The sequence below is a fragment of the Brevundimonas sp. GN22 genome, from assembly GCF_054824005.1.
The window spans coordinates 1-18,089 of sequence record NZ_JSYD01000096.1 but is presented as its reverse complement, the minus strand read 5'-3'; the positions used below and the strand labels follow the sequence as shown (position 1 = coordinate 18,089).

Below are 18,089 nucleotides of genomic sequence, written 5' to 3'. Positions count from 1 at the left end.
CAGGGTTTCGGCCAAGGGAGCACGCATGGCGCGCGTGCGTTCTGCGACCTCGAAGATGGCCCCAAGGATCAGCCATAGGCCGAGGCCGATACCCGCCGCTGCGAGGGCCTTCTTTGGATCGAACAACACGAAGGCCAGACCGGCACCCGCCACAGCCAGCAGGGCTGCGAAGCGCAGGCGCTGGAGCGCGCCTTTCAAATCCCCCCGCTTCCACCCAAGGAAGGGACCGGCGGGCAGGATCACACAGGCCACGGCCATCAGCGGCGCAAAGACAGCGTTGAAATAGGGGGGACCGACAGAGATGGTCGCGCCGGTCGTCGCTTCCAGCAGCAACGGATAAAGGGTGCCGAGAAGGACAGTCACTGCCGCCGTGGTCAAGAACAGGTTGTTTAGAACCAGCATACCTTCACGGCTGACCGGAGCGAATGTTGCCATCGAACGGATGGCCGGAGCACGCAGGGCAAACAGGACAAAGGCAGCGCCCGAGGCAATGCCCAGAATGGCCAGCAGCATCATGCCGCGCTCTGGATCAACGGCGAAGGCGTGAACCGAGGTCAGCACCCCCGAACGCACGAGGAAGGCCCCGAGCATCGAGAAGGTGAAGGCCAGAATAGAGAGAAAGACCGTCCATCCCGCCAGCGCGCCGCGACGCTCGGTCACAATGGCACTGTGCAGCAGGGCCGCGCCCGCCAGCCACGGAAGGAAGGACGCGTTCTCGACCGGATCCCAGAACCACCAGCCGCCCCAGCCCAGTTCGTAATAGGCCCAGAAACTGCCCAGACCGATGCCCACAGTCAGCAGCGCCCACGACGCCAGCGCCCATGGACGCACCCAGCGGCCCCATGCCGGATCGACACGCTTTTCAATCAGGGCCGCAACAGCCAGCGAGAAGCAGACCGAGAACCCGACATAGCCTATGTAAAGAAGCGGCGGATGGATGGCCAAGGCCGGATCCTGAAGCAGCGGGTTAAGCGATCGCCCCTGTACCGGGGCTTCCAGCAGTCGGTTGAACGGGTTGGACGTAAAGGCTGCGAACGAGAGGAACATGGTCGACAGCACGGCCTGAACCGCGACCGCCGAGGTCTTCAGGCCAAACGGCAGGCCACGCGACAGACCCAGCACCGCGCCAAACGCGGTCAGCACCAGACACCACAAAAGCAGCGAGCCCTCGTGGTTCCCCCACGCGCCCGCAATCTTGTAGAACATGGGCTTGTCGGTGTGGCTGTTGGCCGCGACGTTCGCGACCGAGAAGTCGGACGTCACATAGGCGAACACCAGCGCCGCAAAAGCCACGACAATAGCCAGTGCAGACGCCAGCATCGCAGCCGAAGCAGCTCCCGCGATGACCGGACGACGCTGAATACGGCCCCACGTCGCCATGACAGCGCCCAGAACGCTGAGCACCAGCGACAGAATAAGAGCAAAACTACCGAGTTCGACGATCACGCGATCAGTTCCCTGTCACAGCGGCATCGCCCGCTTCCGGTCGCCATTCGCCCTTTTCCTTCAGGCGGTCGGAAACTTCGCGCGGCATGTAGGTTTCGTCGTGCTTGGCCAGAACTTGCGTCGCTTCAAAGGTGCGGTCCGGATTGAACCGGCCTTGAGCGACAATCCCCTGCCCCTCGCGGAACAGGTCCGGCAGATCCCCTTTGAAATGAACGATGGCCGAGGCGGCGTTGTCGGTCACACTGAAGCGCACCGAGCCGTCGTCGCTTTTGACCACACTGCCCGTTTCGACCAGCCCGCCCAGACGGATCATCTGCCCGGTCGGCACCTTCTCAACCGTCACTTCGGACGGCGAGAAGAAGAAGGTCACATTGTCCTTCATCGCCCACAGCGACAGGCCGACCGCCAGCGCCAGCACGGGCGCAGCGGCAATCACCACCCACAGGCGGCGACGGGCTTTAGGGGATTTGGGAAGCCAGCTCATAGGACGCACACGGCACTGTCAGATTGAAAACGCAAGGCGGTCACGACTTGTCCCCCTTGGCGCGCGCTTCGGCCAGAAGCTGCTCAAGTTCGGGGCGACGCGGATCGTTCGGCTCCAGCACACGCAGGATAGGCCCCCACATGCGCTCGCCCTCGGCCACATCTCCGCGAGCCAGCGCAGCCTCTCCAAGGAAGTAGCGGGCGCCCAACTGATTTGCGTCACGCTTCACCGCCTCGCGGAAGGCGGCCTCGGCGTCGGCACCGATGCGGCCCTCGCTGGTCCGCACCAGGCTTTCACCCAGACGCGCCCAGTTCTGGGCATTGTCGGGGGCGATGGCGAGGGCGCGGCGGAAAGCCGAGGCAGCCCCGACTGCGTCACCGGCCTCGAAGCGGGCCGCCCCCAGCATGGAAAGCGCCATAACATCGTCGGGCTTTTCACGAACCACTGCATTCATGACCGCAGCCACCTGAGCCGGTTCAAGGGCCTCTGGCTTTGCGGCCCATTCGGCCACGCGCTTTTGATAGGGTTGATCCAGCATGCCGGGGCGGCCGATGCCGAAATAAAGCGCCAAGGCTACTGCCGCTGTCGCGCCGACACCGACGAGAACCCAAAGTCCGTCGCGGGCACCGACGCTCAGCGCGCCTTCCGCACGGCGGGCGGCCAGAATGCGCCGCCCCGCCTCTGCACGTGCCGATTTCCATCCGGCTTCGTCCAACAGACCACGGGCCTTCATCCGGTCCAGTTCCGCCAGTTCGCGGGCACCGGACAGGCGGTCAGTTTCGGTCTCGCTCATGCCGGAGATGTGGCCCGCGCCACGGCGCGCACCCGTCAGAACCAGCAGGGCGGCCAAGGCCGTCAGGGCGGCGGTCAGGATCCAAAAGATCGTCATGCCCGTCGCTGTAGCGGATCACGCCTGACGAAGCGAGACACCCGGTGCCGCACCCAGACTGGCAAGACGTCGTCTGACGGTACGTGCGGCGTCTTTCGCGCCCGCCAGTTGCAGCAGATCGACCATCACCTGAAGGCGGCGGCGGGCGATACGGCCCCCGTCTGCGGCGTCGGCACGGTGCAGGCGATCCAGCGCTTCGCCGGACCAGTTCGATATGCGGCCTGTCAGACCCTCGACCGTCTGGCGACGTTCGGACTCGCACCCCATCACGGCGGCGGGACCGCGCGCGGTTGATAGCAGGCCCACCAAAAGCCTCGCCCTTTCGACCTGCGCATCGTCCACAACCGCAACCAGATGCGGCACGGCACGGGTCATCCGGCCCACCAGGGTCGTTTTTTCCTGAGGCAACAGGGCATCGACCGCCTTGTCCGCCATCTGGAAACGTTCGGTCAGGGCGACCGACACGCGCATTTTCTGGTGGCGCAGTGTGCGGGCCCAGACACTGTCCGGTCGCGGCGATACGACAACCTCGAACTCGTTCAGCGCCGAGGCCAGCCAGTGCAGCCGGTCACGGAAGGCCAGAACGCCTTGTGCCCCTTCGGCCAGATCAAATGCGGCCACAGCATCTGCGCGGTCGACGATGCCCTTGATGACCCGCTCGACGAACGGCGCGAACGTCCCGTGCGCCAAGGTCGTTGACGGCGTCCCCAGCGCCGCTGCGTGCGACGCCAGTCTCAGCACCTGCAAGCCCTCGCGCAGATGGGCGAAATAGACCTCCATCAGGCAATCCAGCCCGTCATCGCCGATGGCGGCGGCCTGACGGAAGGCCAACTTCATCTCTGCGGCCTGTTCGGAGCCAATACGGCCCTGCCAATCAGGCAGTCGTCGCACAGTTGTCCGCGCAATACCGGCGACGTCCATAATACGGGCCAATGTCATTCGGGCCTGTGGCGTACCACCGGGCCAGATCTTCAACCCGTGGTCGCGTATAGCGGCCGCTGCCGTGTTGCACAGGCGGTCGGCAATCATGCGGGACAGGTCGTCGTCGCGGTCCAATTGCGGCAACAGTTCCGGCTCGTTGCGCTTGGCCGCCCGCCACAGGTCGCCCAGCAATCGCGGCGGGAGAGTAAAAGCTTCCAGCCCGTCCTGACGCGCACGGAACAGGGGCAGAATTGGCTGAAAGACCAGATCGCGGCGCTGACGGTCCTGAAGCTCCTCGGCCATCATTAGGCGCACGGCTTCGGCGCGCGGGCCCGACATCGCCGCCACAGCCAGTTCAAGCTGGGACAGGATGGTGTCGGGACAACGCGCGATTACCTCGGTCAGGGCAGCCCTGTGTGCGGAGGTCAGTTCCGCCATGAAGAGGTTCCGGTCGGCTCCTTCGGGTCGGGAAGTATCCACCTGACCATGCACTGTTGTCCGTTAACGTGGTGTTCCCGGAAAGGAAATCAGGCGTCGGCGGCGGGCAGGTCCAGCATGACTTTCAGCCCCCCCATTTCGCTGGAACCCAGCGTCAGGCGGCCGCCATACGCGCGCACCAGTTCATCCACGATGGACAGACCAAGGCCCGTGCCGGGGGTGTCTTCGTCCATGCGGGTGCCGCGTTTCAGGGCGGCGTCACGCTGCTCTTCGGGGATGCCCGGACCATCGTCCTCGACCACCACGACCATCTGGCCGGGGATGGAGGGACCGGCGAGCACGCGCACGCGTCGCTTGCTCCACTTGCCCGCGTTCTCGATCAGGTTGCCGAAGATTTCCTGCAGGTCCTGACGCTCGCCACGGAAAGCCAGATCATCCGGCGCGCGCCAGTCGATCTCCAGACCTTTCTCATCGAACACACGCTCGATCATCACGGCAAGTTCGTCGATCACATCACCGACCGGCGTGCTTTCGCCCAGACCATGGGCAGCGCGTGCAGCAGCGCGGGCGCGGCGCAGGTGATGCTCGACCTGATCGCGCATGATGCGGGCCTGACGGCGCACAATATCGGGTAGAGCGCCTTGTTGATTGCCCGCCTCGGCCAGCATGACGGCCAGTGGCGTCTTCAAGGCATGCGCCAGATTGCCGACATGGGTGCGCTGACGTTCGACCGTTTCCTGCGAATGCTCCAGCAGCAGGTTGACCTGATCGGCCAGCGGCTGGATTTCGCGCGGATAGGTGCCCTGCACACGGTTCGAGCGGCCTTTGTGGACCTCGGCAATGGAGTGATCGAGATCATACAGCGGGCGCAGACCAATGCGGACCTGAACGAACACAGCCAGCACCAGCCCCAAGCCCAGCAGCACCAGTGCGAGCCACGTCACCGTAGCAAACTGGCGAGTATCGGCATCGACATCGGTGCGATCCACGCCGGCAAAGAAGACCACCGGCTGGTCGCGTCCGGGCAAGGTCTTGATGCTGGCGGCGATGCGCAGGGGCTCGCCCTTGGGGCCATAGTCGGCGCTATAGCTGACGGTCTGGCCAAAAGCCCCTTTCAGCCGCTCGACGAGACCAGGCTCGTATTCCAGCACCGAGCCGCCGAGGGAGTCCGAGCCTGCCACGACAGACAGTTCGCCGCTCGCGTCCGGCTCTGCCACCATCCAGTATTTACCGGACAGCAGACGCTCGGTGCGGGCATCACGGATTTCGCCGATGAAAATCTGCCCTTCAGGGGTGATGCTGGATGCAACGACGACTTCGTCGATTGTCTCGTTCAGCGTGCTGCCCAAACGGCGGAAAGCCGACTCCTGAAACACCGATGTAAGGACAATCCCCGTCACGATCAGCGCCAGCCCAATCCATCCGGCAGCCAGCCAGATCAGCCGCCGCGTCAGCGAACGGCTGGGGCGCAGTTCCCAGCGCATAGGCCTGGTATTGTCGTTGGACGGTTCAGGAACCGCGATGTCGTCCACGGACGCTCACTCAGCCCTGATCGCTCTCGCCGGCCAGCGGCGACAGGCGGTAGCCCAGACCGCGTACGGTCTCGATGCGGTCCGGGCCGATTTTCTTGCGCAGACGGCCGACAAAGACCTCGATGGTATTGGAATCGCGGTCGAAGTCCTGATCATAAAGATGCTCGACCAGTTCGGTACGGCTGATCACACGGCCCTGATGCATCATCAGGTAGTGCAGCAGGCGGTATTCCAGCGACGTCAGGCGCAGCGGCTCACCGTTCACAGTCGCACGGGCTGCGCGCGGATCAAGGCGCAGACCACCGCACGACAGCGTCGAGGTGGCATGACCTGCCGAACGGCGCAGAAGCGCGCGCAGACGGGCGAGCAGTTCTTCGGTGTGGAAAGGCTTGGTCAGATAGTCGTCGGCACCGGCATCAAAGCCCGACACCTTGTCCGACCATGCCGCGCGGGCCGTCAGAATCAGAACAGGCGTGGTCTTGCCCTCGCGGCGCCAGCGCTCCAGCACGGACACGCCGTCGATCTTGGGCAGGCCAAGGTCCAGCACCACAACGTCGTAAGGCTCGGTGTCTCCGAGGAACCATGCCTCTTCGCCATCCGGCGCATGGTCCACAGCGTAGCCAGCGTCGGACAGCGCAGCCTTCAGCTGACGCGACAGATCAACATCGTCCTCGACCAGCAGTACACGCATGGGTCATTTCACCTTGGAAGTGTAGAAAATCAGTCGCCGCGAGGACGACCCGAACGGCCGTCTACCTCAATGTCCGAGACGCGGCCACCGGGGTATTCCCAGCGCACGGTATAGTCGTCACCGCGCTCGCGCATACCCAGCATGCGGCCCGGTCGGCCATTCTGGACCTGACGGGCAACGTCGCCGGGGTTGGCGCGGCGGTCATTGGAAGGGCGGCGGTCGTCACCGCGGGACGGGCCACGGCGATCATCCGGACGATCATGGCGACGGTTGTCGCGTTGTTCATAGCGATCCCGATCGCGGTCGCGCGACTGGGCAGCCGCATCCGTTACCGGAACTACGGCGATCAGGGCAGCCATCAGAAGGGCACGAGAGAACATCATGGGCATCTGTTTAAAGCCGCGCCTCTGAACAGGGGCTGAACACAAAGTTTAAGCAACTTTGGCCCAGATCGCCTGCGCAGACGTCAGCGCCTAGCCCGACATTAGACTGAAACACCGGCCAGCGCCAACCGCCACTATCCCAGACCGGTAAGGTGACGCGACAGAGTCACATTAACAGCGCGATCTCCTGTCGGCCCTTCATTACAGCGGCCAAGGTAAAGATGAACCGCGCCTGACCCGCACTGTTCAGCTTCGGCTCAGCCTGACCCTGCTTTTATGGCCATACCGCGAAGAAGGCCGTTGCCAACCGAGCGGGTGCTTTTGAAAGGAGTTCCACATGAGCAAGTTCAAAACGATCCTGATCCCGGTCATGGCTGTTGCTGCATTCGCCACCGCCATGCCTGCTGCCGCTTCGGCCCAGGCTTATGGCCGTGCCCCGCATGCTGCGCCGACGGTCGCCCTGAACAGCCTGGTCAACCGCAAGGCCACGCTTGAAGTCCGTGTGGACCGCGCCATGGCCCAGCGCCGTCTGGACGTCCGCGACGGTCGTGACCTGAAGCGCGAGCTGGCTTCGATCGAGCGCCAAATCCGCATCGATATGCGTGGCGGCCTGCAACGCGCCGAGCGTAACCAGCTGGAGCGTCGCCTCGACCAGATCGAGCGCAAGCTGGAGCGCGAACTGCGTCAGGACCACCGCGGTCCGGGCCGTCGCTGAATCTAGAGACTTGATGTCGGGATAAACTTCCCGCCAGTGTCCCGACGTCAAACAAAGGGCGCGGTTTCCCCCGGAACCGCGCCCTTTTCGTATTCTATCGGTCTTGAACCGTCAGTTCCGGCCATCGCGTCGTCAGCTTGGCGATGATTGCATCCCAGCCCTTGGCCTTGCCGCGCTTCGGTGTGGGGCGGATGACCATGTCAAAGACATCGGACAGGCCATAGGATGCGAGCACACTGATGCTGTCGTCAGCCTCCAGACGCACACCCACCGCGAAGGCGGGCGCGACGAAGCGTGCGGGGGCGTCATCGGTGCAGGACAGCGGCGCAAAATCCTCGCCGAACTTTTGCGGGGCCCAGAGATGCACGCGGGCCTGATTGCGCACCTCGACCTGCGATCTGAGCGGCTCCTCAAAGGAATCGGCCACGCGCTTGATCCAGACGTCTTCGGCATCCCAAGAGGTGTCAGGGTCAAAGTAGCCGATGTCATAATCCTTGACGCCGAAGCCGACAGGGCGTCCCGTCAGGTCATTCCACACGCCCTGATAAACGGCCCCTGAAAACAGACGCCAGTCCGGAAGGTCCAGATCGCGGACCGTGCGCAGGACCTGCATCAGGTTGGGGTCGCGGCGCACGATTTCGACGAGGCGTGCCTCGCGCTCGGCTTCGGTCATCGCCGCGCTCATTTGCGAACAGGCCAGCCGTGATCCAGCGGGCCGTGACCACCGCCCAGACCCGGAGCCCGACGGATCGCCTCGGCGACATAGGCCCAGGCCTCGGCCACCGCGACATGGACGGGCAGCCCCTTTGCCAGACCGGCCGAGCAGGCACTGGCCAAGGTGCAGCCTGTGCCGTGGGTATGACGGGTATCGACGCGTTCACTTTCGAGGACCGTCTCGCCGTGCTCGGTCATCAGCAGGTCGATGACTGTGTCGCCCTCGACGTGGCCGCCCTTCATCAGAACGGCCTTGGCCCCCATACGCAAAAGCGCCTCGCCGCCCCGACGCTGTCCGTCGAGGTCGCGAATTTCCAGACCCGTCAGCGCTTCGGCCTCCGGCGCATTGGGGGTCAGCAAGGTCGCACGCGGGACCATAAGCCGCTTCACCGCATCCACCGCCAGATCGGGCAGCAGCGGGTGACCGCCCTTGGCGATCATCACCGGATCAACCACCGTCGGGGCCTGCGCCTCATCCAGCAGGAGGGCGACGGTTTCGACCACATCCACAGTGCCCAGCATGCCGGTTTTTACCGCGTCGGTCCCGATGTCTTCGAGTACGCAGCGAGCCTGTGCCGCGATGACGCCCAGCGGCACGGGATAGACGCCGTGAACGCCCAGTGTGTTTTGCACCGTGATCGCCGTTACTGCCGTCGCGGCATAGCCGCCCAGCATGGTGATCGCCTTGATGTCGGCCTGAATGCCTGCGCCACCACCGGAATCCGATCCGGCGATCACCAGCACGCGGCCTTTGGCCCCGCCATGGAATTCCATGCTCACGCCGCCGCTCCGGAGAAGAGTTTCAAGCCGACAATGCCGCACACGATTAACAGAATGCACACGGCGCGCACTGCGGTTGCCGGCTCCTGATAGATCGCTACGCCCACAATGGCAGCGCCGACCGCGCCAATGCCGGTCCATACGGCATAGGCGGTGCCAACCGGCAGCTTTTGCGTTGCGGCCCAAAGACCGACCATCGAGGCGGCCAACGCCAGCGCCACGCCCAGAGAAATCAGCGGACGCTGCACGCCCACATATTTCACGCCGGACGCCCAAAGGACTTCGAACATACCCGCCACGATAAGGACGAGCCACGGATTGAGAGAGAGCAACCAGGACATAGGCGGGTGATGCTCTATCCGGACGACGAGAGCAAGGTTCGGCGCAGGCCCTGCCCTAGCTGCCCAGAGGACCGCGAAAGATGAACCATGCCCCCAGAGCGATGAATCCAAAGCCGACCAGATGGTTGATTGTCAGCTTTTCACCGAGATAAAGCACCGAGAAGCCGGCGAAGATCGCGAGGGTTATCACCTCCTGCATCGTCTTCAGTTCAGCCGCCGAATAGACCGTGTGGCCGATGCGGTTGGCCGGGACCGCCAGCCAGTATTCTAAAAAGGCGATACCCCAGCTCACCATGACCGCAATCCACAAGGGTTTGGGCTCGCCCTTCAGGTGGCCGTACCACGCAAAGGTCATGAACAGGTTCGAGACGGCCAACAAAAGGATCGGCGCGATATAGGGAGAGACGCCGAACATCAGCGAGCCTCCTCGCACGAGCGGATCGCGGCCCGAACCTTCAAAGCCTGAACCGTTTCGCGCACGTCGTGCACCCGCACCATCATGGCACCGCGATTGACCGCCTCCAGATGCAGCGCGAGCGAACCGCCCAGCCGATCATTTGCGGACGCAGCGGCAGGGTCTATTTCCGCAATCATGCGCTTGCGGCTAGCGGCATAGAGGACCGGATATCCAAGATCGCAAATCTGGCCGAGGTCGGCGGTCAGTTGAAGATTGTGCGCCGTCGTCTTGGCAAAGCCGATGCCCGGATCCAGCCAGATACTGTCGGGCGAAACACCCGCCTCGATGGCGATCTCGGCACAGGCCGTCAGGTGAGCCATGACCTCGGCAGTAACATCCTCATAGGACGGAGCGGCCTGCATCGTCTTGGGGTCGCCCAGCATATGCATCAAGATGATCTCGATCCCCAGTTCGGCGGCGACGGCGGGGCTGTCGGCACTGAAACCCAGGGCGGTCACATCGTTCCAGACCGTGGCACCGGCGGCGACTGCAGCGCGCGCCACTTCGGGCTTCATGGTGTCGATGCTGATGACGCTATCCCATTCTTTGCGAAGGGCGCTGATGACCGGCACTACGCGGGCGATTTCCTGCTCGACGCTCACGGCATCGGCCCCGGGGCGTGTGCTCTCACCTCCGATGTCCAGCACATCGGCACCGTCAGAAATCAGTTGTCGGGCGTGCGACAGCGCCGCTTCGGGCCCGTCGTACTGGCCACCATCGGAAAAGCTGTCCGGCGTTACATTGACGATTCCCATGACCAGCGGGTGCCGACGGGTTTGCAGGCAGTGTTTCAACAGGCCGTTCAGGCTCATCAAGGGTCGGCTCCATCAACGGGCGGCGTCAGGATTTGACTTTTACACCGCCGAGCATCAGCCTCTAGCCGTTATGAAACGGTTCGTCAGCCAAGCTCGACGCCTCACACACGCGGGTCGCCGCGTCGAAGGCCTCTAACCCGTAGCGGTTCACCGCGCTGATGTATCAGCGGGGCCCCGCTGCGGGGTTCGTCGCTGTACGTTCCTGACTTTTCCGACAATCAAATCTCTGGGGCGCTGAAGCTGCGTCCACTGCCAGTGCGCGGGTTTGGTCAGGGCGTCTTCCCATTTCTCTCCAAAACGGAGCAGTGTCATGCCCGTCGCCGATGATGCGAAATGCGCCCGATGTGGCCGCTCGCACCCGGACATCCAAAAATGTGTCGAGCCTGTCCAGTTGCCGATGGCCGAGGTCATCCCGTTCAGGGCGCGCAACGCCACGCCAGCCCCCCGCCTTACCCCCGACGATCCTGACGGCCCCAGTGCCGCCTGAGCATTCCAAACCCAAGAGTAAAACCATGACCAAACCCCGTACCAACCCCCAACCGCCGCCTTCGATCTTCATCAGCGCTTCCGATTTTGACGCGCTGGAGCGTCTTGTCGGCGACCTGCCCGGATCGGGACCGGCTGGCCTGCTTCAGGCGGAGCTTGATCGCGCCGAGGTGGTGGATGAGGACGACATGCCCAAGGGCGTCGTGGGTCTGGACCGCTGGGTCCATTTTACGGACGGCGCAGCGCAGGACGTGCGGCGCGTTTGTCTGGTGCTGCCGAAATCGGCGGACATCGACGCGGGCCGGATTTCGGTCCTGTCATTCGTCGGCGCAGGCCTGTTGGGGCTGCGCGAAGGAGAAACAATCGCCTGGCCGACCCCCTCAGGCGAAATGCGCAACCTGTCCGTCATTATGGTTGAAGACCGCGATCTGGTAGCGGAACTGCAGCCCTAATGCTTGCATAAAAAGACTGACTGTGAGAACCCCATCCCTTGAGGGTGCTTTGGCGCACTATTCGATGGACGACCCCCTTTGATCGAATAGTGTTAGCCGGGCGATTAAACACAAGGGATGGGGCATGAGTGTTTTCGAAGGCGCAGGGGATGTACGCCCCGGTTACGAGCTTCCTGTAGAGGTCCTCGCATCATGGCTCGAAGACAACGCCCAGGGTTTTAAGGGACCGATTAAACTCAGCCAGTTCAAGGGTGGACAGTCCAATCCCACCTACCGGATGGATACGCCCTCGGGGGCTTATGTCCTGCGCCGCAAGCCGTCAGGGGCAATCCTGAAAGGGGCCCATGCGGTCGAGCGCGAGTTCCGGGTTATCTCGGGTCTGGCCAAGGCAGGTTTTCCCGTCGCCCGTGCCGTCGCCCTGTGCGAGCACGAGGGTGTCATCGGCAGCGTTTTTTACGTGATGGAGTTGGTCGAGGGCCGGATCTTCTGGAACCCTACCCTTCCCGACCTGACGCCCGAGCAGCGCGCTGCCCATTTCGATGCGCTAAACGCCACCATCGCCAAGCTTCACAGCATTGATCCCGATACTATTGGCCTCGGCGACTATGGCCGTCCCGGCAATTTCTTCGCGCGCCAGATCGAGCGCTGGTCCAAGCAATATCTGGCCGACGAGTTGGCCGGACGGGATCCGAACATGGACCGCCTCATCGAATGGCTACCGGCCAATATGCCGGCAGACGATGGAGCCTCCTCGATCATCCACGGCGACTACCGTGCCGATAACCTGATCTTTGCCGCGGACGGTCCGACGGTGCGCGCTGTGCTAGACTGGGAGCTGTCCACTCTCGGGCATCCGATGGGCGATTTCACCTACCATATGATGATGTACCGCCTGCCGCCGCACATGATCGGCGGCTTCGCGGGCGCAGACCTTGAGGCCCTCGGCATCCCGACCGAGGTCGACTACCTCAAGGCCTATTGCGACCGGACCGGACGCGCAGTCCCGACTGAGGAGGAACTGCGTTTCTACTTCGCCTTCAACATGTTCCGCTTCGCCGCCATCTTCCACGGCATCAAGGGCCGGCTGCTGCGCGGCAGCGCCGCGTCCGAGCACGCCCAGACCATGGCCGACAACTTCCCCGACCTCGCCGCCCTCGCATGGGCACAAACCGGAGTAGCCGCATGAACGCCAAAGAAGCAAAGTGCGATCTGGAGCGTGGCCGCGAAATCGCCGCCCGCGTCGAAACCTTCGTGCGCGAAACCATCATCCCGTATGAAAAAGACCTTCGCGCAGAGGCCCACGGCCCGACCGACGAACTGGTCAATGAAATGCGCCAAAAGGCCCGCGCCGCAGGTGTCTTGACCCCGCATATACCGGGTGGGACGGAACACGTCTCGCACCGCTCGACCGCACTGATCCTGCAGGCTGCGGGCCTGTCCCCGCTCGGGCCTGTGGCACTCAACGTCATGGCCCCTGACGAGGGCAACATGTACATGCTGGGACAGGTCGCCAGCGACGCCCAAAAGGATCACTTCCTCAAGCCAATGATCGCGGGCACGGTTCGCTCGGCCTTCTTCATGACCGAGCCTGCTGTCGACGGTGGGGCCGGTGCCGACCCGTCGATGATCCAGACCACGGCTGTGAGCGAGGGCGACCATTGGGTCATCAATGGCCGCAAAGCTTTTATCACCGGCGCGGTGGGAGCCTCAGTCGGCATCATCATGGCCAGAACCGATGCCGGTGATGGCAAGCTGGCCGCGACCATGTTCCTGATCGACCTGCCCGATCCCGCCATCACGGTCGAGCGCGTGCTGGAGACGATCGACAGCTCCATGCCGGGCGGTCATTCCATCCTCAAGATCGACAACCTGCGGGTCGACGATAGCGCCATCCTGGGCGAGCCGCATCAAGGCTTCAAATACGCACAAGTGCGCCTCGCCCCGGCGCGTCTGACCCACTGCATGCGCTGGCTGGGTGCCTGCAAACGGGCCCACGAAATCGCCTCGGCCTATGCCGTGAAGCGCCACGCCTTCGGCAAGCCGCTGATCGACCACGAAGGCGTCGGCTTCATGCTGGCCGAAAACATGATCGAGCTGAAGCAGGCCGAGTTGATGATCGACTGGTGTGCCCGCATCCTCGACACCGGAGTGCTGGGCACGACCGAAAGCTCGATGGCCAAGGTCGCGGTCTCGGAGGCTCTGTTCCGTATCGTCGACCGCTGCGTGCAGGTCATGGGCGGCACCGGGGTATCGGGTGACACCCCCGTCGAGCAGATTTTCCGCGAGATTCGGGCCTTCCGCATCTACGATGGCCCCACCGAGGTCCACAAATGGAGCCTCGCCAAGAAGATCAAACGCGAAGTGCTGGCGGGGCAATAGCCTCGCCGCCGCGTAGATATCGCGCCTTAACCGACTGATTGACAATGCGTCATGCGCCACCCCTAATCCCGATGTGGTCGGGAGGGGTTATTCAGCATGTCCGAGGCGTTCGCACAGGTGACACCGTCATGAGCGGGCCGCTGGATGGAATAAGGGTGATCGAGGTCGCGGGGCTTGGCCCCGGTCCGTTCTGCGCCATGATGCTGGCCGACCACGGGGCCGAGGTGATCCGGATCGAGCGGCCGGATGCACCCTTTGACGCCACCGACCCGCTTCTGCGCTCGCGCACCGTATTGGGCATGGACCTCAAGAAGGACGAGGACCGCGAGCGTTTTCGCATCCTCTGCCAACACGCGGATGCCCTGATCGAAGGGTTTCGGCCCGGGGTAATGGAACGGCTGGGGCTGGGTCCGGAGGTATTGCTCGCGGACAATCCCAAGCTGATCTACGGGCGTATGACCGGATGGGGCCAAAGCGGACCGCTGGCCCAGAAGGCGGGACACGATATCAACTATATCGCTCTCTCCGGTGCCCTGGGCATGTGCGGTCGCAGCGATGGAAAGCCGACGCCGCCCGCCAATCTGGTTGGTGATTTTGGCGGGGGCGGCATGATGCTGGCCTTCGGCATCGTCTCGGCCTTGTTGGCGGTCAAAAACGGGGCCACAGGACAGGTGATCGATGCCGCCATGACAGATGGCTCGGCCCTGTTGACGTCAATGATGTGGGGCTTCCTCGCCAAGGGGTTCTGGGCGGACAAGCGCGGCGTGAACATCCTCGATTCCGGCGCGCCCTTCTACGACACCTATGAGACTGCTGACGCGGGATATATTTCGCTCGGCTCCATCGAGCCGCAGTTCTACGGTCGGTTGCTCCAGTGCGCCGGTCTGGCCGACGATCCGCTGTTCGCCAACCAGATGAACCCGTCGGACTGGGCCGCCCAAAAAGTCCGGCTAGCCAGCGTGTTTGCCAGCAAGACCCGCGCCGAATGGGAGGAAGTATTCGCCTCCGCGGACGCCTGTTTTGCACCGGTCATGTCCATGGCGGAGGCCTTGATCCATCCGCACAATCAGGCGCGGAAGACCTTCATCGAGGTGGGCGGCGTCGCTCAGCCTGCGCCCGCCCCGCGCTACTCTTCGACCATTTGCGACGATCCGCTCCCGCCCTCTCCCCAACGACCTGATACTGCGGAGTTTATCGCCTCGCTGATCGGGCAGTCCGACCGCGTACAGGGTTAGACGACGCCGCCATGAAATCCGACGGGGCCAAGATATCCTCGCGTACAAGGCTTCTTCAGGCCGCCGCCGCCCTGATGACAGAGCGCGGCTCGATTGAAATTTCACTGAGCGAGATTGCCCAGAAGTCGCAACTGAACTCGGCGCTGGTGAAATACTATTTCGGCAGCAAAAACGGGCTTTTGCTTGAGCTTGTGACGGACATTCTGGGCCGCGCCATCGTTCAGATGGAAGAACTGGCCGAGATGGACCTAGATCCTGTCGAGAAGCTGAAACTGCATATCAAAGGGATCATCACGGTCTATTTCCGCTATCCCTTTGTGAACCGGCTCATCCACTCCATGTTCCAGACGCAGGAGACGGCCAAGGCGGTCGCCGAGGCGATTTCCATCCCGCTGGCGGCGACGCAAAAACGCCTGCTGGACGAAGCGATGGCCAAGGGGCTGATCCGGGAAATCGACCCGATGCTCTTTTACTTCATCGTCCTTGGTGCCTGCGACCATCTGTTCTTCGCGCAGCCCATATTGCACCACTGCTTTGGCGTCGAGCGGATCGATGACGATCTACGCCGACGCTATGCCGACACTGTGCTGAACATGGTCCTGTCAGGCCTTCTCATCGATAAAGACGGAGCAAGAGCGAGTGTCGTGATAAGGTTGGGTGCCTCTCGACCCGCTTAGCCAACCCGTCAGCGGCTTGCGCTCGATACGCATCCCAGACATAGTCCGGTTATAAAAGTTACTCAGCCAGAGCCGATCAAACGGCCCGTGCTGCAGCCGGGGAAGCTATTGAGTATGACCGCCTATATCGTTGACGCCGTTCGCACTCCGCGTGGTAAAGCGCGCCCCGAGGGCGGACTGGCTGCGCTCAAGCCCCAAGAGCTGATCAGTGCCCTCGTCGATGCCATGGAGGCTCGCGGCCATGCCCCGCGCGCCGCCGAAGGGCTCATTTTGGGCAGTGTCGGGCAGGTGGGCGCACAAGGCGGACACATCGCACTTGTGTCCAAACTTTTTGCAGGGCTCGACGATGCCGCCTTTGCCTTCAGTTTGAACAACTACTGCACATCCGGCCTGACAGCCGTGTCGCAGGCAGCCGCAATGATCGCGTCCGGCCAAGCCTCTACGGTTCTGGCGGGTGGCGTCGAGATGATGTCCCGCGTGCCCTTCATGGCCGACAAGGCTGACTATTACACCGACAACACTCTCGAGCCGCGTGCCCGCTTCATCCCGGTGGCCGTTGCCGCAGATCGTCTTGCTGAGGATATCGATATGGAACGCGAGGCGCTTGATGCGGTCACCTTGCGATCCCAACGACTTTGCGCAGCCGCCGAGGGCACGCTGCTGGTCGCTTCGCGCATTGCGGTCAATGGCCTTGATAAAGAAGAGGCCGCGCGCGCCAAGACCACGGCCGAGTTCCTCGCCAGCTTGCCCGCCGCCTTTGCCCCCTTGGCAGAGCCCTACGCCGAGGCGCTGGAAAACCGGAAAATCGATTTCCGCCATACCATCGGCCACGCTCCCCCGATGACTGATGGTGCGGGGCTTGTGCTGGTGTCAGACAAGGCGGCGGGCGCTCGCGCTCGCATCGTGGGGTCTGTCGACCTCGGCGGCGATCCCAAGGCCTCGTTGACCGCAGGGTTCGACGCCATGGAGCGCGTACTTGCCAAGGCTGGTCTCGCTTTGGGCGACATGGACCGGATCGAATTCATGGAGGCCTTCTCTGTCGTGATCGCTAAATTCCTGCGTGATTACGAAGTCGACGCGGACCGCGTGAACGTCGGAGGCGGCCATTTGGCCAAGGGGCATCCGATGGGGGCAACCGGCGCAATCCTGCTTTCCGCCCTGCTGGACGCGCTGGATGCATGCGATGGACGCTATGGGTTGGTGGTCGCGACCGGTGCCCAGGGTGTCGGCTCCGCCATGATCGTCGAGCGCCTGCCTGCATAACGATTTCAGCGCCTACCGCCCCCGTTCTCAGGATTCGATAGCTTGCCCGCATCCCTACCGTTTAAAATGCGCCTGCCGGTGATCGCCGCTCCAATGTTCCTGATTTCGGGTCCGGAACTGGTGATTGCGGCGTGCAAAGCCGGGATCGGCGGTGCCTTTCCCACGCCCAATTGCCGAACTGCTGCAGAACTCGATGCGTGGATGGGTCAGATCACTGACGCGCTGGCGCCGTCCGATGGTCCATGGGCGGCCAATCTGATCACTCACTCGACCAATAAGGGACTGGCCGACGATCTGGCCTTGATCGCCCAATACAGGCCTCCGGTCGTGATCACCGCCCTTGGGTCCCCTAAACCCGTCATGGAAACCGTAAAGGCCTATGGCGGGCTGGTCTTTGCCGATGTCACAAGCCTCGGCCTCGCCCGCAAGGCGGCGGATGCAGGCGTCGATGGGATGGCCTGTATCAGCGCGGGCGCAGGCGGGCATACAGGACATCTAAGTCCCTTCGCCTTCATCTCGGCAGTCCGGCAGTTTTTTGATGGCTACATTGCTGTCGGGGGTGGGATAGCAGACGGCGCAGGTGTGGCCGGCGCAGTCGCTGCTGGTGCGGACTTTGTCTATATGGGCACCCGGTTCCTTGCAGCCTCCGAGAGCCGCGCACAGGACGCCTATAAAGACATGGTGGTCTCTAGTGGCCCTGATGACTTGATCGTCTCCAACGCCATCACCGGCACGAATGCATCGTGGCTAAAGCCCAGCCTCATCGCGGCCGGACTGGATCCCGACGCGCTCACAGCGCCAACGGCGCGTGACTATAATAGCGGCAGCGCACAGAAGCGTTGGAAGGACCTATGGGCCGCGGGCCAGGGCCTCCAAACCATCGACAGCGTCATGCCGACTTCCCAGATCGTAGCGCGCCTGGAAGCCGAATACCGAGATGCCGCAGGACGGTTCACCGCTCTCACAGCCCGAGCGTGAGACAGCAAAAAGC

Annotated in this window: 21 protein-coding genes; 9 read left to right on the top strand and 12 right to left on the bottom strand. The window is 63.2% G+C overall.

Annotated features, from left to right (window positions below; translation table 11 throughout):
- From OB03_RS12585 to OB03_RS12555, 7 genes are all read right to left on the bottom strand, one after another.
- On the bottom strand, positions 1 to 1,446 hold a 1,446-nt coding region (locus tag OB03_RS12585; RefSeq protein WP_461344376.1), incomplete at its 3' end, for a heme lyase CcmF/NrfE family subunit.
- A 4-nt stretch (positions 1,447 to 1,450) separates the two neighbouring features.
- Positions 1,451 to 1,930 carry a cytochrome c maturation protein CcmE gene (ccmE, locus tag OB03_RS12580; RefSeq protein ID WP_242914904.1) on the bottom strand — a complete coding sequence of 160 codons (480 nt, stop codon included), beginning with the start codon at positions 1,928 to 1,930 and terminating at the stop codon, positions 1,451 to 1,453.
- Between the two features lie 40 nt (positions 1,931 to 1,970).
- On the bottom strand, positions 1,971 to 2,819 hold the full coding sequence (gene ccmI / locus OB03_RS12575; RefSeq protein ID WP_242914902.1) for a c-type cytochrome biogenesis protein CcmI: 849 nt from the start codon (positions 2,817 to 2,819) through the stop codon (positions 1,971 to 1,973).
- 18 nt (positions 2,820 to 2,837) lie between these two features.
- Complete coding sequence (locus OB03_RS12570; protein ID WP_461344375.1) at positions 2,838 to 4,178, bottom strand: hypothetical protein; 1,341 nt, start codon at positions 4,176 to 4,178, stop codon at positions 2,838 to 2,840.
- A gap of 89 nt (positions 4,179 to 4,267) precedes the next feature.
- A complete protein-coding gene (locus tag OB03_RS12565; RefSeq protein WP_461344377.1) occupies positions 4,268 to 5,662 on the bottom strand; it encodes a sensor histidine kinase in 1,395 nt (464 codons plus the stop codon).
- Between the two features lie 58 nt (positions 5,663 to 5,720).
- Positions 5,721 to 6,401 (bottom strand): response regulator transcription factor, encoded by a 681-nt coding sequence (locus tag OB03_RS12560; RefSeq protein ID WP_242914898.1) that lies wholly within the window; start codon positions 6,399 to 6,401, stop codon positions 5,721 to 5,723.
- Between the two features lie 29 nt (positions 6,402 to 6,430).
- The gene (locus tag OB03_RS12555; RefSeq protein ID WP_242914896.1) at positions 6,431 to 6,784 is read right to left on the bottom strand and encodes a hypothetical protein; all 354 of its coding nucleotides are present in this window, start codon (positions 6,782 to 6,784) and stop codon (positions 6,431 to 6,433) included.
- A 337-nt stretch (positions 6,785 to 7,121) separates the two neighbouring features.
- Here OB03_RS12555 and OB03_RS12550 point away from each other — a divergent pair, with 337 nt between their 5' ends.
- Complete coding sequence (locus tag OB03_RS12550) at positions 7,122 to 7,499, top strand: hypothetical protein (RefSeq protein WP_242914894.1); 378 nt, start codon at positions 7,122 to 7,124, stop codon at positions 7,497 to 7,499.
- A 94-nt stretch (positions 7,500 to 7,593) separates the two neighbouring features.
- Here OB03_RS12550 and OB03_RS12545 read toward each other — a convergent pair whose 3' ends face one another.
- Genes OB03_RS12545 through folP form a run of 5 tightly spaced genes read right to left on the bottom strand, consistent with a single transcriptional unit; the run spans position 7,594 to position 10,603 of the window.
- The gene (locus OB03_RS12545) at positions 7,594 to 8,172 is read right to left on the bottom strand and encodes a nucleotidyltransferase family protein (RefSeq protein WP_461344374.1); all 579 of its coding nucleotides are present in this window, start codon (positions 8,170 to 8,172) and stop codon (positions 7,594 to 7,596) included.
- Between the two features lie 8 nt (positions 8,173 to 8,180).
- Positions 8,181 to 8,987, bottom strand: a complete 807-nt coding sequence (thiD, locus tag OB03_RS12540) for a bifunctional hydroxymethylpyrimidine kinase/phosphomethylpyrimidine kinase (protein WP_242915124.1) — start codon at positions 8,985 to 8,987, stop codon at positions 8,181 to 8,183.
- A 2-nt stretch (positions 8,988 to 8,989) separates the two neighbouring features.
- On the bottom strand, positions 8,990 to 9,334 hold the full coding sequence (locus OB03_RS12535; protein WP_242914892.1) for a DMT family transporter: 345 nt from the start codon (positions 9,332 to 9,334) through the stop codon (positions 8,990 to 8,992).
- A 55-nt stretch (positions 9,335 to 9,389) separates the two neighbouring features.
- Complete coding sequence (locus OB03_RS12530) at positions 9,390 to 9,749, bottom strand: DMT family protein (protein ID WP_461344373.1); 360 nt, start codon at positions 9,747 to 9,749, stop codon at positions 9,390 to 9,392.
- A complete protein-coding gene (gene folP, locus OB03_RS12525; protein WP_461344372.1) occupies positions 9,749 to 10,603 on the bottom strand; it encodes a dihydropteroate synthase in 855 nt (284 codons plus the stop codon). Before folP ends, OB03_RS12530 begins: the two co-directional genes overlap by 1 nt.
- A gap of 313 nt (positions 10,604 to 10,916) precedes the next feature.
- Here folP and OB03_RS12520 point away from each other — a divergent pair, with 313 nt between their 5' ends.
- From OB03_RS12520 to OB03_RS12485, 8 genes are all read left to right on the top strand, one after another.
- Entirely contained in the window at positions 10,917 to 11,093 is a 177-nt protein-coding gene (locus OB03_RS12520; RefSeq protein WP_242914887.1) for a hypothetical protein, read from the top strand.
- A 25-nt stretch (positions 11,094 to 11,118) separates the two neighbouring features.
- A complete protein-coding gene (locus OB03_RS12515) occupies positions 11,119 to 11,544 on the top strand; it encodes a GreA/GreB family elongation factor (RefSeq protein WP_242914885.1) in 426 nt (141 codons plus the stop codon).
- 124 nt (positions 11,545 to 11,668) lie between these two features.
- Positions 11,669 to 12,730, top strand: a complete 1,062-nt coding sequence (locus tag OB03_RS12510; protein ID WP_461344371.1) for a phosphotransferase — start codon at positions 11,669 to 11,671, stop codon at positions 12,728 to 12,730.
- Positions 12,727 to 13,923, top strand: coding sequence for an acyl-CoA dehydrogenase family protein (locus OB03_RS12505; protein ID WP_461344370.1), 1,197 nt, complete (start codon positions 12,727 to 12,729; stop codon positions 13,921 to 13,923). The genes OB03_RS12510 and OB03_RS12505 overlap by 4 nt, the downstream gene beginning before the upstream one ends.
- A gap of 128 nt (positions 13,924 to 14,051) precedes the next feature.
- Positions 14,052 to 15,158: a CaiB/BaiF CoA transferase family protein gene (locus OB03_RS12500; protein ID WP_461344369.1), complete on the top strand. Its 1,107-nt coding sequence runs from the start codon at positions 14,052 to 14,054 to the stop codon at positions 15,156 to 15,158.
- An 11-nt stretch (positions 15,159 to 15,169) separates the two neighbouring features.
- On the top strand, positions 15,170 to 15,835 hold the full coding sequence (locus OB03_RS12495) for a TetR family transcriptional regulator (RefSeq protein ID WP_461344368.1): 666 nt from the start codon (positions 15,170 to 15,172) through the stop codon (positions 15,833 to 15,835).
- 114 nt (positions 15,836 to 15,949) lie between these two features.
- Positions 15,950 to 17,098 carry a thiolase family protein gene (locus OB03_RS12490; protein WP_242914873.1) on the top strand — a complete coding sequence of 383 codons (1,149 nt, stop codon included), beginning with the start codon at positions 15,950 to 15,952 and terminating at the stop codon, positions 17,096 to 17,098.
- Positions 17,099 to 17,140: 42 nt separating this feature from the next.
- Positions 17,141 to 18,076, top strand: coding sequence for an NAD(P)H-dependent flavin oxidoreductase (locus OB03_RS12485; protein ID WP_461344367.1), 936 nt, complete (start codon positions 17,141 to 17,143; stop codon positions 18,074 to 18,076).
- Positions 18,077 to 18,089: the final 13 nt, after the last annotated feature.